Annotated in this window: 11 protein-coding genes and 2 pseudogenes; 5 read left to right on the plus strand and 8 right to left on the minus strand. The window is 63.2% G+C overall.

Features of this window, described 5'->3' with window-relative positions:
- Together G3N99_RS21360 and G3N99_RS21365 are read left to right on the plus strand one after the other, a co-directional pair.
- Nucleotides 1-603, plus strand: a pseudogene (locus tag G3N99_RS21360) (hypothetical protein); the annotation flags it as partial.
- Nucleotides 604-724: 121 nt separating this feature from the next.
- Complete coding sequence (locus G3N99_RS21365) at nucleotides 725-1,600, plus strand: arylamine N-acetyltransferase (protein WP_174943806.1); 876 nt, start codon at nucleotides 725-727, stop codon at nucleotides 1,598-1,600.
- Nucleotides 1,601-1,973: 373 nt separating this feature from the next.
- On the opposite strand, the gene G3N99_RS21370 is transcribed toward G3N99_RS21365, so the two are convergent.
- The 3 genes from G3N99_RS21370 to G3N99_RS21380 form a co-directional block, all read right to left on the minus strand.
- Nucleotides 1,974-2,423: a hypothetical protein gene (locus G3N99_RS21370; protein WP_174937686.1), complete on the minus strand. Its 450-nt coding sequence runs from the start codon at nucleotides 2,421-2,423 to the stop codon at nucleotides 1,974-1,976.
- Nucleotides 2,424-2,525: 102 nt separating this feature from the next.
- A complete protein-coding gene (locus G3N99_RS21375; RefSeq protein WP_206123405.1) occupies nucleotides 2,526-4,292 on the minus strand; it encodes a hypothetical protein in 1,767 nt (588 codons plus the stop codon).
- Between the two features lie 176 nt (nucleotides 4,293-4,468).
- Complete coding sequence (locus G3N99_RS21380) at nucleotides 4,469-5,902, minus strand: hypothetical protein (RefSeq protein ID WP_174937681.1); 1,434 nt, start codon at nucleotides 5,900-5,902, stop codon at nucleotides 4,469-4,471.
- A 348-nt stretch (nucleotides 5,903-6,250) separates the two neighbouring features.
- Here G3N99_RS21380 and G3N99_RS21385 point away from each other — a divergent pair, with 348 nt between their 5' ends.
- From G3N99_RS21385 to G3N99_RS21395, 3 genes are read left to right on the plus strand one after another with little or no spacing between them, the layout of a single operon-like run.
- On the plus strand, nucleotides 6,251-6,427 hold the full coding sequence (locus G3N99_RS21385; protein ID WP_089475130.1) for a ribbon-helix-helix domain-containing protein: 177 nt from the start codon (nucleotides 6,251-6,253) through the stop codon (nucleotides 6,425-6,427).
- 1 nt (nucleotide 6,428) lies between these two features.
- A complete protein-coding gene (locus tag G3N99_RS21390) occupies nucleotides 6,429-6,779 on the plus strand; it encodes a VOC family protein (protein WP_206123406.1) in 351 nt (116 codons plus the stop codon).
- A gap of 7 nt (nucleotides 6,780-6,786) precedes the next feature.
- A complete protein-coding gene (locus G3N99_RS21395; RefSeq protein WP_206123407.1) occupies nucleotides 6,787-7,656 on the plus strand; it encodes a class I SAM-dependent methyltransferase in 870 nt (289 codons plus the stop codon).
- Between the two features lie 31 nt (nucleotides 7,657-7,687).
- Here the strand turns inward: G3N99_RS21395 and G3N99_RS21400 are convergent, their stop codons facing one another.
- From G3N99_RS21400 to G3N99_RS41985, 5 genes and pseudogenes are all read right to left on the minus strand, one after another.
- Complete coding sequence (locus tag G3N99_RS21400) at nucleotides 7,688-12,529, minus strand: NAD-glutamate dehydrogenase (protein ID WP_206123408.1); 4,842 nt, start codon at nucleotides 12,527-12,529, stop codon at nucleotides 7,688-7,690.
- 148 nt (nucleotides 12,530-12,677) lie between these two features.
- Nucleotides 12,678-12,899 carry a hypothetical protein gene (locus G3N99_RS21405; protein ID WP_174981970.1) on the minus strand — a complete coding sequence of 74 codons (222 nt, stop codon included), beginning with the start codon at nucleotides 12,897-12,899 and terminating at the stop codon, nucleotides 12,678-12,680.
- A 377-nt stretch (nucleotides 12,900-13,276) separates the two neighbouring features.
- Nucleotides 13,277-13,465 carry a 4-oxalocrotonate tautomerase gene (locus G3N99_RS21410; protein WP_039344138.1) on the minus strand — a complete coding sequence of 63 codons (189 nt, stop codon included), beginning with the start codon at nucleotides 13,463-13,465 and terminating at the stop codon, nucleotides 13,277-13,279.
- Between the two features lie 51 nt (nucleotides 13,466-13,516).
- Nucleotides 13,517-14,293, minus strand: coding sequence for a class II aldolase/adducin family protein (locus G3N99_RS21415; RefSeq protein WP_174943821.1), 777 nt, complete (start codon nucleotides 14,291-14,293; stop codon nucleotides 13,517-13,519).
- Nucleotides 14,268-14,383 (minus strand): annotated as a pseudogene (locus tag G3N99_RS41985) (urea transporter); the annotation flags it as partial. The gene G3N99_RS21415 and the pseudogene G3N99_RS41985, both read right to left, overlap by 26 nt.

The raw sequence follows: 14,383 nt of genomic DNA on the forward strand, positions 1-14,383 counted from the left end.
TAGCTCGACCTGCAGTCGATCGGCGCATCGCTGCTCGGCGGCGGGCAGCAGCAGGCGGCGCCCGCGCAGGGCGGCGTCGCGCAACTGCTGCAGGCCTATGTCGGCGCGAACCAGCAGGTACTGACCGGCCAGTCGTCGCTCGCGTCGGCAATGGGCCTGACCGGCGCGGCCGGGCAGGCGCAGCAGGCCGCAAGCCAGCTGACCGGCAGCGATGCGCTGACGCCGGCCGCGTTGTCGCAGATGGGCGGCGCGCAGCAATCGGTGTCGCAGGCGCTCGGCCAGGCATTTGCGAGCGGTGGCGCGACGCACGGGCCGATCGACAAGCAGGCGTTCAGCAACGGCCTCGCGTCGCTCGGGCAGGGGCTCACGCAGTATTCGCAACTGCAGTCGGGGCTCGGCAATCTCGGCTCGACGAGCGCGGCCTCGCTGTTGCAGTCGGGCCTGAATCCGCAGAACATGCAGGCTGCGTCCTATATCGCGCAAAGCGCGCCGGGCCAGTTGCAGTCGCTCGCGACGACCCTCAGCCAGGCCGTGCAGTTTGCGACGAGCCAGGGCATTTCGGTGCCGTCGGTCGCATCGTCCGCGCTGAAGCTGCTGCCGTAACGTTGCGCGGGGCCACGCGCGATGCGGTGCCGGCATCGTGCGCGACGCGAAGATAGCCCCGCACAACATGGGGATTCCGCACGATGCTATCGTGGCGTGTCCCTTTTTTCGGTGCAGGTTCATGACAGACTCGTTTGACCTCTCGCGCTATTTCTCCCGCATCGGCTACGACGGCCCGGTCGAGCCGACGCTCGACGTGCTGCGCCAGCTGCATCTGCTGCACCCGCAGGCGATTCCGTTCGAAAACCTCAATCCGCTGACCGGCGCGCGCGTCGCGCTTGACCTGCCTTCGATCGTCGACAAGGTGCTCGCGCATCGCCGCGGCGGCTACTGCTTCGAACTCAACAAGCTGTTCTACACCGCGCTCACGACGATCGGCTTTCGCGTGACGCCGATGATCGCGCGCGTGCGCTGGATGCAGCCGCCGGAAGCCGCCACCGCGCATACGCACATGCTGCTGCGCATCGATCTCGATGGCGCGGCCTGGCTCGCGGACATCGGCTTCGGCAGCGCGACGCTCACCGCGCCGCTGCGTTTCGTGCCGGACGAGCGGCAACTGACGCCGCACGGCGTGTTCCGCGTCGTCGCCGCGCCGGTCGACGGTGAATTCGACATGCAGATCGAGACGCCCGACGGCTGGCAGACCACCTATCGCTTCCAGCCGAAGCGGGTCGAGTGGATCGATTACGACGCCGCGAACTGGTTCACGTCGACGTATCCCGAATCGATCTTCCTGCATAACCTGATCGCCTGCCGCGTGCTGCCGGACGGCCGTGCGGCGCTGCGCAACACCACGCTGACGATTCGCGACGCGGCGGGCGTCGGGCGCACCGTCACGTTCGACGATGCGGCCGCATGGGGCGCGTGCCTGCGCGACACGATCGGCATCGACACGACGGGATTCGATCTCGACGCGCTGTTCGCGCGGCTGGCGGCGCGCAGCGCGGCGTCAGACGAGCGCGGTCCGGTGACGAACGGGCAGGCTGCCGCGCGCTGAAGGTAGCGGGGCGGTTGCGCGGCAACCGTCCCCAGGGCTACTTCATCTTGCTGCGGCTGCGCACGACCGCGGCCGGTCGCTTCTGCGTGAGACGGTGCAGTGGCGTCGTGACCATCGCGGCGATCGCAAGCGCGAGGAGCGCGCAGCGAGCGGGGTCAGCACCTGCACCGACACGAAGCGGGCCAGCGCCGTCAATGCCGACGACACAGCAGCGTGCCGCTGAGGATCGCGCTCGTCAGGCCGGGGATGTGCGTAAACCACGTGATCGAGTGCCGCGCGGTGCTGTGCAACACCGCGCATGAGCCTGGCGGCAACGGGCACGGACGAGCATGTGTGTGCGCTCGATTCCGGCCGGTTGCCCCGTTTTGCCCGATCAGCGCTTGGCGTAGTCAGAATATACCGCCGTGATATGCGGATCAAACGATACATTCGTCTCGCCTATCTTCAGTTCGACAGAATACTGAACGTTTGTTCCTGTTCCGTGAATAACTGCAGTCCACCATTGGCCGTCATGCCCGGTTATCTGATGAGGCTGAAAGTTCGTGAACGTGGTATTCACGTCCCCGGTAATTCCGGTAATGGAAACGCTCGGCTCCTGGCTGATTGAGTAAACGCGCCAGATAATGGTGTCCCCGTCCTGGCAGTACGTGAGCAATTCGTCAGTACCCTCGGTTTTGTAGTTTTGGGCGGCGGGGTAGGTGGTGTCGGAGTCGTCCGCCATATAGACGAAGTCGCCAACCCCTTTGTTTGCAATTTGCCCATCATTTGCTTCGAGTGCACCAGTTGTATTTACCGCAACAAGTACATTGATGGTGTTGGACATGATGACCTCTTTGAGTAATGGCTAAATTGCCTGTCCATTATCAGGACAGGGTGAGAAATTATTGAAAGATTTTCCTGATGCCCGGCAGGAATCAAAAGGCGCTCATGGGCGGGCCAGGTAATTCATGAATCGACGAAATTTGCTGTCATTCAGGGATTTGGTGTCCCACTCCGGCGCGGTCACGGGTGAATCAAGAAAGATGAAACTGAATCCGGACCCGGCCGCCTGGGCATTGCCGTGACAACCCATGCAGCCGCCCATGTTAAGACTGTTCCCGTTGTGTGCAACGTTGGTCAGGTTGCTTCCACTTTTGGTGAAATCGGAAATGGTAAATTTTTTATTTCTGAAATCATCGAACTCTCCACTGAACCGCTGGAGGTTGTAGTCGGTTTCGATAACGCTATTGGCTTGATAGTAGGTCGATCGTGGGAATCGGTCGATTCCGGGAATCTTTTCTCCAAGCGGTGTGTTTTGAACGTTGATGAGCTTGTAGTACAGCCAGACGGGTGGCGACTTGAAATTCCTGGATGCTGCATATGACCGGATCTTGTCGTGAGCCAGCCTGTTCGTGTTTATTATTTCGTCGGGTATGTCATTTATTCTCTTGTTGACGAGAATTATCCCGCCATCGAGCAGGCCGGAACTGTGATCTTGGGTGTCTTTGATGTTCTGGTAGTAAAGCTGTTTGTTTGGTGTGGCAGGGTAACTTCCCGGGCGCACGAATGTTTGGGTCGTTTTGGGGGTGGCGTTGTTGGAGATCACGTTAGGCGTCATCGGTGTTGTGTTCTTCAATGCGCTCTTGTAATTTCCATCTTCATCTTCGACTGCATTCCCGGCGGCATCCGTTATATTGTCCGTCTGCTCGAAGGTCGTATAAATGAAATAGGGGGCGGATTTTGTCTTTCTGATAATGTGCAATCCGACGAGCCCCATGACTTCATCGGTGGCCTTGATGTGCTTTCCGTCGTCCTGGCTTTCGTAGTGACGCGTCAGGGCTGTATAAAAGCGTCCGGATTTTATTTCGTCAGGCGTCAATCTTCGCCATCCAGCCTTGATCTCGATGGAGTCTATCGGGAGGCTGACGCACCTGGCTTTGGAGGGATTACCGTCGCAATTGGTGGAGCCGGCTATCGGGTCGCGTTTGTATTGTTTGACGAAATCGGCCGTCGCCTGGAATATGGTCGGGGTGGAGCCTGGCGGGTTCGACCATAATGGGTCGGGCGCTAGCGGATCCCACCACTTGTTTGCGGTAATGTACCTGTATTCATTTCTATTGGCTTTTGCCATGAAGAGAATCTGCGCATTTTTATCCAGTGGCACGCTCGACACGACGCCTGCATAAATTTTGTTCAGACCGATCTGGCTGTTCTCGTCGAGATTGATCCAGGGCGTCGGCCCGGTAGACGAGGCGACATTTCCTTGCCCATAGCTATAATTCGGCCTGTCATCGTAGCCATAATCGCTGGCGGCTCCTTTTGCAAAGGCCGCGGCATTGTCGGTCGGGAATATTTCAACTTTTCCGCGAAAAGTGTGCCAGACGAGCGGGTCTTTGTACTGGGGATCACCAAACGGCAAGCTCGTGTCAGGATAATCCCGCTTTTGATTATTGGTATCTTTGGCAAGTGCGGGCCAGTTCAGCGCAATGAACTGATTCCACGCAAAAGCGGCGGCCTGCTGCAATGTTGCGTGAGGCGCATCGGAGTTGTTGAGATCCTCGGGCAGCGACGAACTGATCTGGATCGGATTGCTCGCATCGTCACCAGGGGAACTGCTCATCCCGATGACTGGGTAAATCGTGAGCGACACGCCCCCTGCGATCAGCATCGCGGCGCGTAGTAAGCGGTCGCGGCATTTTCCAGGCTGCAACATATTATGTTCTCCTGATCGAGGATTCCTGGTTCCGATAGCGGTTTTCCAGAGGGCCGCAGGCAGATTCTCCATTGCATGCGGACGCTACGACTTCTCGCACGCCACGGTCCTGGGCCCTCGTTCCATTCCTGACGATCCCGAGTCACGCGAAATCGCTACCCGGCCCGTCCTGAAGACTATTCGTCGCCGGATCGGGTGACCGGCTTGCCGAGGTACGCCTTGACATCGTCAGCGGATGCCTTGGGAAACATCTTTTCGATGAGCTGCTGATTGGCTTTGTAGAAGTTTCTGATGCCGCCCGCGAGCTGAAGCGAATAGTCGAGAGATACACGGTGCACGTTGTCGCTCGCGGGCTGCGTCCCCTGCGGCGGCGGCGGTTCCGGCGGCATCCCCGGTCCGAATGGCGTCCCCGAGGGAATGTTGCGGAACCACCATGCAGTGACATAGTCGGATGCCCCCTTGGGCGGAATCAAGTCTGCACTCAACGGCCACTGGGAAGTCGAGTGACACGACATGCAAGCCGATCTCGGGTTGTCGACCGGACCGTTGAGTCGGTTCTGATAACCATAATGGGGCAGCTTGACGTCCGGATTGAGCCAGGTCTGGGTCAGCTTGCCGGATCCCGTGTAACCGGGATCATTGCCCCACATGACACCGACGGGATAAACCTGCTCCCAATTCCTTAGCGGCTTCAGTTTCGGCCTCCCGTCGCCGACAGCGAGTTCCGAACTCCCCGACAGGTTCGTTTTCGGTGGCTTCGCGCCTCCGTAGACAAAGGTACCGAATACCCAGCCGGTGGCCGGTGAACGGTTGTCCTTCACCGCAATGTCGATCTGCAGCAAGCGAACCGTCGTGACGCAGCGCTTGCTATCCTGCGTCGGATTTGGGTCGTGTACGTCACAATAAACGTAGGCCTTCCATTCGGGCGCGCCGGCGAGATAGGGAACCTCGTTAGGGGTGGCCGTCGTAAAAAGCAGCTTCCCCGAGACGGTTCCTTCAGGAAAGATTGCGGCATTCGGATCGGGCTTTCCATGATCTTTCCAGACCTTCCCGAACGTAACGCCGCCCGGCTCGTTGTAGAAGCCGACCGCGTAGTTATTCCAGTATGACTTTTGTGTTTTGGCGAGTTCGAGCGGTTCTGATACACGTTCTCGCGTCAATCCATGGATGAACTCACGCCCTTCCTTGCCGTGATCCTGCCAGGGCGCGTGATACCAGTTGCGCCTCGAATTGAGCGCTGGATCGAAATTGGATTCGCTTTCTGCGGGGTTCCCCCGGATATTTCCTTCGTAGAAATAGGTGAGAGCGGAAAGGATGTAGCGTTTGGTGTCGGTAATCGGATCGTATTTAAGCCACGGCTTGTAATCTTTCTTCACGTCATCGGGGTAGTTCTGCGACAGCTTGAAAACGTGGCCCGGCCAGCCCGGCAATGGGTTCATCAGGGCATCGCAGAATGGTGTCGACGGTGTGTCGCATTCGCCGCTGTCGACGCCTTTTGCATTCGCTGGCAGAGCGGTGCCGGTCGCCGATATGAAAGCGCCCGCGTATATCGCTGCTGCCGCCCAGCGGGAAACGCGCCAACCTGAGCTCGAGACATTGCTGGCATTCATGGAAACTCCGGGGCTGTATTGTTTAATTTTTTAACGACAAGCGTAATGGATCGACGAAAATCGCAACATCGCACGTGACTGTGTCAACGAATGCCGGAATAGTTTGGAAAAACGCAAAACTCGAATTTCATTGAAATCAAATAAGGCCCATTCAGACTAGTTTGAGTATGAGCGCTTTACAACTATCATTTTTGGCAAAAAGGACGTCGATCGTTGAGTGTTATGAGAGGGAGTCCATATAGTGGGGTGCGTCGATTTAAATGGGTGTATGTGTTGTCGCGACCGCATCGGCCAAACCCGGCCGCCCAGGCAGTTGACTTTTGCTAGATTGCTAGCATACTAGCCATCATGACCGATGAAGAAGTGAAGCAATTCAATGTGTACCTGCCGCTGGGCCTGATCCGGCAGGTCAAGCATCGCGCCATCGAAACGGAGCAATCGCTGTCCGCGCTGGTGGCCGACGCATTGCGCGCGTACCTGGCCGCGCCGCCGCCGGGCGCGGGGCCGTCCACCAAGGAGGAGTGACATGTCATCCGAGCGAATCGAAGCCGTGTACCTGACGACGCACAACTGGGGCAAGTCGGCGAAGTTCTTCCAGGCGCTGGGTTTCACGCTGGAGTTCGAAACCGATCACCAGTCGGGCCAGCTGCGCAGCGGCGACGGCCCCTTTCTGTTCATTGCCGAAGTGCCGCCGAGCGAGACGCCGGACCTGCAGGTCGTGCTCAAGGTCGCGGATGAACAGGCGGTGCAGCCGCAGCCGATCGTCGACGTCGTCACGCCGTTCGAGGACACCCACTGGGGCACGCGCGACATGACCGTGCGCGATCCGGACGGCCGTGTATGGCGCCTGCAGGCGCCGGGCAAGCAGGGCGCGTGAGGCAGCCATGACCGAACCCCGCGAGAACGCTCCCGAAAACGCCCCCGACAGCACGGCCGCGCGTGTCGCGCTCTGGCGCGCACTGCACGTCGAACTCGACGCTCCGCCGGTGCTCGCCGACGAAGTCGGGCTGCAATTGCTCGCGCCGGAACCCGGCTGGCAGCAGCGCGGCGACATGGATCCGCAGTTCACGCGGCCGTTCCGTGCGTCGATCGTCGCGCGGGCGCGCTTCATCGAGGATTGGGTGGTCGAGCAGGCCGCCCGCGGCGTGAGCCAGTACGTGATCCTTGGCGCGGGCCTCGACAGCTTCGTGCAGCGCCGGCCCGACATGGCGTCGCGCGTGACCGTCTTCGAAGTCGACCCGCCCGCGCCACAGGCGTGGAAGCAGCGCCGCCTGGTCGAGCTCGGTTTCGGCGTGCCCGACTGGCTGCGTTTCGTGCCGGTCGATTTCGAGGCGAAACAGTCGTGGCGCGCAGCGCTCGTCGGTGCGGGCTTCGACGCCGGCAAGCCGGCGGTCGTGGTGTCCACCGGCGTCAGCATGTACCTGACGCACGAAGCGAATGCGGCCGCGTTGCGCGAAGTCGCGTCGCTCGCGCCGGGCTCGACGCTCGCGATGACGTTCCTGCTGCCGCTGGAAAATGCGGATCCGGAGGTGCGCCCCGGGCTGGAAATGGCCGCGAAGGGCGCGCGCGCCAGCGGCACGCCGTTCATCAGCTTCTTCATGCCGGCGCAGATCCAGGCGCTCGCACGGGAGGCCGGCTTCGCGCACGCGGCACACGTATCGGCCGCCGATCTGACGCGCCGTTACTTCGCCGATCGCACCGACGGCCTGCGGCCGCCGAACAACGCGGAAGAGCTGCTGATCGCGACGGTCTGAGCCGTCGCGACCACCGCGACCACGCTGACCATCACGCCCGTTCGAGCACGGCCATTTCCCGCACGACCACGAGCAGCACCGCGAGGCTCGCGCCGCCCGATGCGCGCAGGTCCGCGAGCAGGTGCTCGTAGCGCACGAGCGCGGCTTCGCGGCGTTCGCGCCACGCACCGACGATCGTCTCCGGCGTCGTCGAATCCGGCGATTCCGCGAGCGCGCTCGTCGCGAGCGTGCGCTTGAGGCGCGCGACTTCCGCGAGCGCGGCGGCGCGCGCCAGCATGTCCCAGTGCGTCGGTGTCGGCAGCGTTGCCGCGCGCTCGCCGATCCAGCTGTAATTGAGCAGCGTGCCGAGCGAGAAATAGACGCCCGCGACGAGTTCGAGGCTGCGGTTGTTGGTCGCGGCCACTTCGGCGATGTCGAGCAGCGCGGCCGAGATGTCGCCGCTCGCGACGCGCACCGCAAGCGCGCTGTCGACGCCGGCTTCGACCAGCACGCGCTGCCGTTCGGACAGCGCGTCGAGATCGTCGGCCGGCAGCAGCGACGGCAGTTGCGGCGCAAGCCGCTCCGCCGCGTCGCGACAGCGCGCGATCAGCTCGGTGACGCCACCATCGGCCACCGCGCCGGATTGCAGATGCCGCAGGAACCACAGCGCCGCGCGCTCCAGCAGCCGCGCGACGTCGACGAACATGCGCGCCTGCACGTCGTCGGCGACGCGGTTGTCGAGTGCGTCGATGTCGCGCCACACCGCATCGAGGTCGAACACGTCGCGCGCCATGATGCACGCGCGCACGATGTCGCCGGGCTTCGCGTCGGTCTCCTCCATCAGCCGGTGCACGAACGCACAGCCGACGCGGTTCACGAGTGCGTTGGTCAGGTGCGTCGCGAGAATCTCGCGGCGCAGCGGATGGCGGCGCATCGGCTCGCTGAAGCGCTGCTGCAGCGGTTTCGGGAAGTAGTCGACGAGCATCGCGGCCACCAGCGGATCCTCGGGCACGTCGGATTCGAGCAGCGCGTCGTACAGCCACATCTTGCTGTACGCGAGCAGCACCGCGCGCTCCGGTGACGTGAGGCCGAGCTTCGCGGCTTGCCGTTCAGCCACTTCATCGTCGGTCGGCAGGAATTCGATCACGCGGTTCAGCCGGCCCGCGCGTTCGAGCCAGCGCATCAGGCGCGCCTCGGCGTCGAGCAGCTCGACCGCATAGCGGCCGGCGATCGACAGCGCCTGCGTCTGATAGTAGTTGTCGCGCAGCACGAGCAGCCCGACTTCGTCGGTCATCTCCGCGAGCAGCGCGTTGCGCTGCTTCTCGGTCATCTCGCCGTCGGACACGACGAGCCCGAGCAGGATCTTGATGTTGACTTCGTGATCCGAACAATCGACACCGGCCGAGTTGTCGATCGCATCGGTGTTGATGCGACCGCCGCGCTGCGCGAACTCGATTCGGCCGAACTGCGTGCAGCCGAGGTTGCCGCCTTCGCCGACCACCTTGCAGCGCAGGTCCGTGCCGTTCACGCGCACCGCGTCGTTCGCGCGGTCGCCGACCTGCAGGTGGGTTTCGCGCGCGGCCTTCACGTAGGTGCCGATGCCGCCGTTGTACAGCAGGTCGACCGGCGCCTGCAGGATCGCGCGGATCAGCTCGGCCGGCGGCAGCGCGTGCGCGTCGATGCCGAGCGCGGCCTGCACGGCCGGCGACAGCGGGATCGTCTTCGCGGTGCGCGGGTAGACGCCGCCGCCCGACGAGATCGACGCCGGATCGTAGTCGGCCCAGCTCGAGCGTTCGAGTGCAAACATGCGCGCGCGCTCCGCGAAGCTCGTCGCGGGATCGGGGTTCGGGTCGAGGAACACGTGCCGGTGATCGAACGCGGCGACGAGCCGGATATGCGGCGACAGCAGCATCCCGTTGCCGAACACGTCGCCCGACATGTCGCCGACGCCGACCACCGTGAAGTCGGTCGTCTGCGTATCGATGCCCATCTCGCGGAAGTGTCGCTTCACCGATTCCCACGCGCCGCGCGCGGTGATCGCCATCTTCTTGTGGTCGTAGCCGACCGAGCCGCCGGACGCGAATGCGTCGTCGAGCCAGAAGCCGTATTCGTGCGAGATCGCGTTCGCGTAGTCGGAGAAGGTGGCCGTGCCCTTGTCTGCGGCGACGACCAGGTACGGGTCATCCGGATCGTGACGCACGACGTCGGGCGGCGGCACGATCGCGTTGCTCACCAGGTTGTCGGTCAGGTCGAGCAGGCCGCGCAGGAAGGTCTGGTAGCACGCGATGCCTTCGCGCATCCACGCTTCGCGATCGCTCGGCGGCGGCGGGTTCTTCACGACGAAGCCGCCTTTCGAGCCGACCGGCACGATCACGACGTTCTTCACCATCTGCGCCTTCATCAGCCCGAGCACCTCGGTGCGGAAATCCTCGCGTCGATCCGACCAGCGCAGGCCGCCGCGCGCGACGCGTCCGCCGCGCAGGTGCACGCCCTCGACACGCGGCGAATACACCCAGATCTCGAACATCGGTTTCGGTTCGGGCAGTCCCGGCACTTTCGCCGGATTGAACTTGAACGACAGGTACGGCTTCGATTCGCCGTTCGCATCGAGCAGGAAGTAGTTCGTGCGCTCGGTCGCATTGATCACGCCGAGGAACTGGCGCAGGATGCGGTCCTCGTCGAGGTTCGGCACCTGGTCGAGCGCGCCTTCGATCGCCTTCAGCAGCCGTTCGGCCTGCACGTCGCGCGTGTCGCCGGTGGCCGGGTCGAAGCGCAGCAGGAACAGCTCGACGAGCTGCCGCGCGATCGCCGGGTTGCCGGTCAGCGCGCGCTCGATATACGCGTCGCTGAAGGTCGAGCCGACTTGCCGCAGATACTTCGCATACGCACGCAGGATCGTCACTTCGCGTGCGCTCAGGTGGGCGCGCAGCACGAGGCGGTTGAAGTCGTCGTTCTCGATCCGGCCGCTCCAGATCTGGTCGAACGCATCCTCGAACAGGCCCTTCACGCGCTCGATGTCGAACTCGGTGTCGTCGGCGAGTTCGAGACCGAAGTCGTGTACCCACGCGTGTGCGGCATCCTGCGTCTGGATCCGGTAGGGCCGCTCCTCGTCGACGCGCACACCGAGATGCTCGAGCATCGGCAGGCTGCGCGACAGCGCGATCGGGTCGCCCGCGCGATAGACCTTGAAGCGGAACGCACGCGCCTCGGCCTCGATCGGCCGGTACAGGTTCATCGCGAGCTGCCCCGAATCCTTCACGCGTTCGATCAGCTCGATGTCGCGCACGGCGGTGCGCGCCGGATAGTCGTCGCGATAGCCGGCCGGGAACGAGTCGGCATAGCGTTGCAGCAGGCGGTTGCCTTGCTCTTCGCCGAATGCGTCGAGCAGCGCGTCGGCGAGGTCGTCCTGCCAGCGGCGCGTGACCTGCACGAGCCGCGTTTCGAGCTCGCGCGTGTCGACGTCGGGCATCGTGCCCGGTTCCGCGTGCACGACGAAATGAATGCGTGCGATCGCCGATTCCGACAGCAGCGGCGTGAATTCGACGTTCACGCCGTTATACGCATCGACGAGCAGCTTCGCAATGCGCCGGCGCAGGTCGGTGTTGTACTTGTCGCGCGGCACGAACACGAGGCACGACACGAAGCGGTCGAAGCGGTCGCGGCGCACGAACAGGCGCGTGCGCTGGTGTTCCTGCAGCCGCAGGATGCCGAGCGCGATGTCGTAGAGCTGGTCTTCGTCGGCCTGGAACAGCTCGTCGCGCGGATAGGTTTCGAGCACCGTCACGAGCGACTTGCCGAGATGTCCCTTCGGCAGGAAGCCCGCGCGCCGCACGATGTTCGCGCACTTGCGGCGCACGATCGGGATCTCGGCGCTCGACACCATGTAGGCGGTCGACGTGTAGAGCCCGATGAAGCGGCGCTCGCCGGCGACCTTGCCGTCGGGCCCGACGAGTTTCACGCCGACGTAGTCGAGATAGCCGGGCCGGTGCACGGTCGCGCGCGAGTTCGCCTTGGTCAGGAAGATCGGCCAGGAGCCGGTGATGATGTCGGCGGCGGCTTGCGGCAGGGGTGTAACGTCGGGTGCGCCCGACGTGCGCAGCGATTCGCGCAGGATGCCGAAGCCGGTGCCTTCGATGCCGCGCAGCCCGAAACCCGTGCCGTCCGATACCAGCGCATAGTCGCGCTGGCCGAGGAACGTGAAGTGATCGGCGGCCATCCATTCGAGGAATGCGCGCGCCTCGATGTCTTCCGCGGTCGATTCGCGCGCCTTCATTTCCTTGATCGTCGCGCGCGCGATGTCGACGATCTTCGGCCAGTCTTCCACCGACGCGCGCACGTCGCCGAGCACGTGCGCGATGTCGTTGCGCAACGTGTTGAGCAGCGCGGCATCGCCGCAGCGGTCGACTTCGAAATGGATGAACGACGCGAGCTGCGACTGGCCGTCGCCGGGTGTCGCGCCGCCCGCATCGACGCGCTCGATGCCGCCATCGCGGCCGCGCCAGATGCGGAATACCGGGTGCAGTGCCGAATGCAGCGCGAGCCCGAGGCGGTTGACGGCCATCGTCACCGAATCGACGAGGAACGGCATGTCGTCGTTGACGATCTCGATGACCGTGTGGTCGGAGTGCCAGCCGTGCTGTTCGAGGATCGGGTTGTACACGCGCAGCCGTTCGCTGCCGGGCACGAATTTCTGGGCGGTCTGCCAGTGCGCCATCGCGGCGCCGTAGAGATCGGCGATGCTGCGGCTCTGCAGATCGTCCGCATCGACGAAATCGTAGTAATGACGCAGGAAGGGTTCGACGATCCGGAACGTGGCTTCGGGCAGGCGCCCGCGCGCGAATTCGACGACGTCGGAGAGCAGGTGTGCGACGACTTCCTCGTTCTTCGCTTCCATGGCGGTCTCCTCGTCGGGTGGCCATCGGCTGCTGCGTCTGTCCGGCATTATGCGCCGATTGCGTGACAAAGCGATGTGCGGGCGCACAACGACGGGCGGCCGGAGGAAGCCGCGTGCGGCGCCCGTCGCGGGCGCCGCAGCGTATGGTTCAGGTTAGTTCTGGCGGCTTCAGGTCGGGATGCCGTTTGTAGAGCGGGTTCATGAAATCAAGCAGCATCGTGTTCAACAGAGAAGAAACGAATTCGCGATAGGCAACGAATTCGGCATCCGGGCACGATGCCTTGACTGCCAGTAGAGAGCGATCGAGATCAGCCCCCATTTGTAAGATCATATCGTTCAGGGCGGTTGCGACTTGCTTGTCGGTAATCATGTGTTCACCTGGTTAGCATCCTGCCAACGCGTTGCAACTGTTGACGCAGTTCCAGAATTTGAATCCGACGTTGCCGGTTGGCAAAGTCATTGCAGAACACTTGGCTCGACACATTGCTCTCCATTGTGCGCAGGATTTGTTTCTGGGTTGAGGCGTCAAGCCTGGGTTCATTGCTGGCGGCAACACCGATGAACGGTGATTGGCTGGCTAGCGTGTCGAATGTGGCATCGTGATTTTTGTATTTCCTGGCGTCAATGTGAATATATTTGGATAACTAATTGATGAGAGCGGGCGACGGCGAAAGCGAACCTGCATCAGAGAAACGAAGGCTGCGCGCTATCGTGGTCCGGCGGCGCGCAGTCTAGATGAGGAGACGCTCAGCGCTCGTCGCTCCACAGCTTCCCGGCCGTCGCCCAGTTCTCCTTCTTCACGTCGGTGAGGATGATATCGACCGAGCCCGGTTCGCAGCCGAGCGTCTCGCATGTGACGCGCGTGATCGCTTCGACGAATGCGCGCTTCTGGTCGACGGTGCGGCCTTCGAAGAGCTGGATATTGAAAGTCGGCATGACGGAGTGCTCCGATGGTTGGGGTGAATGATTCGTTGGGAGCCGGCGGCGTCAGTCGCGATACGTCGGATCGATCCGGTCGAGCCGGCGCAGCAGCGCCGGCCATTCCAGTTCGCCCTCGATCGCGCCGCCGTCGCGCAGCTGTTCGGCGGTCCGGTCGGCGATGGCCGGGTCGGGCAGCACGAGCGGCCCGCCGCCGGCCTGCGCGCGCACCTGGATATCGCACGCCTTGATCAGCGTATCCATCAGCACATAGGCCTCGGCCACGGTGCGGCCGACCGTCAGCGTGCCGTGATTGCGCAGCAGCATCGCGGATTTCGCGCCGAGGCTCGCGGTCAGCCGCGCGCCTTCGGCCGGCGAGAACGCGAGCGCCTCGTAGTCGTGGTACGCGAGGTCGCCATGAAAGCGCAGCGCGTGTTGCGACGCGGGCAGCAGCCCGTCGCGCTGGATCGACACGGCGATGCCGGCCGTATTGTGCAGGTGCATCACGCACACGGCGTCGGCGCGCGCGGCGTGCACGGCCGCGTGCAGCGCGAAGCCCGTCACGTTGACCGCATGCTCGCTGTCACCGATCCGGTTGCCGGCCAGGTCGATCTTCACGAGATTCGACGCGCGGACTTCGTCGAACGTGAGGCCGAACGGGTTGATCAGGAAGTGGCCGGGCTCGCCGGGCACGGTCGCGGAAAGATGTGTGTAGATCAGGTCGTCCCAGCCGTTCAGCGCGACGAGCCGGTACGCGGCGGCGAGGTCGACGCGCATCCGGCGTTCGGCGTCCGAGATCGGGCCGCCGGGTTTCACGGCATCAGGACGGTGTGCGAATGACGACATCGGGTTCTCCGAGGGTGAAGCGGCGCGCGACGATCACCGTGACCCACGACGCGAGCGCGAACGGGGCCGTGAACGCGGGAATGCCGGCGC

Source organism: Burkholderia sp. Ac-20392, from assembly GCF_017104585.1.
GTDB classification, from domain to species: Bacteria; Pseudomonadota; Gammaproteobacteria; order Burkholderiales; family Burkholderiaceae; genus Burkholderia; species Burkholderia lata.

Excerpts from the sequence above, each read along its gene's own strand:
- G3N99_RS21365 (WP_174943806.1), top strand. The coding sequence starts at position 725 with ATGACAGACTCGTTTGACCTCTCGCGCTATTTCTCCCGCATCGGCTAC.
- G3N99_RS21370 (WP_174937686.1), bottom strand. The coding sequence starts at position 2,423 with ATGTCCAACACCATCAATGTACTTGTTGCGGTAAATACAACTGGTGCA.
- G3N99_RS21375 (WP_206123405.1), bottom strand. The coding sequence starts at position 4,292 with ATGTTGCAGCCTGGAAAATGCCGCGACCGCTTACTACGCGCCGCGATG.
- G3N99_RS21380 (WP_174937681.1), bottom strand. The coding sequence starts at position 5,902 with ATGAATGCCAGCAATGTCTCGAGCTCAGGTTGGCGCGTTTCCCGCTGG.
- G3N99_RS21385 (WP_089475130.1), top strand. The coding sequence starts at position 6,251 with ATGACCGATGAAGAAGTGAAGCAATTCAATGTGTACCTGCCGCTGGGC.
- G3N99_RS21390 (WP_206123406.1), top strand. The coding sequence starts at position 6,429 with ATGTCATCCGAGCGAATCGAAGCCGTGTACCTGACGACGCACAACTGG.
- G3N99_RS21395 (WP_206123407.1), top strand. The coding sequence starts at position 6,787 with ATGACCGAACCCCGCGAGAACGCTCCCGAAAACGCCCCCGACAGCACG.
- G3N99_RS21400 (WP_206123408.1), bottom strand. The coding sequence starts at position 12,529 with ATGGAAGCGAAGAACGAGGAAGTCGTCGCACACCTGCTCTCCGACGTC.
- G3N99_RS21405 (WP_174981970.1), bottom strand. The coding sequence starts at position 12,899 with ATGATTACCGACAAGCAAGTCGCAACCGCCCTGAACGATATGATCTTA.
- G3N99_RS21410 (WP_039344138.1), bottom strand. The coding sequence starts at position 13,465 with ATGCCGACTTTCAATATCCAGCTCTTCGAAGGCCGCACCGTCGACCAG.
- G3N99_RS21415 (WP_174943821.1), bottom strand. The coding sequence starts at position 14,293 with ATGTCGTCATTCGCACACCGTCCTGATGCCGTGAAACCCGGCGGCCCG.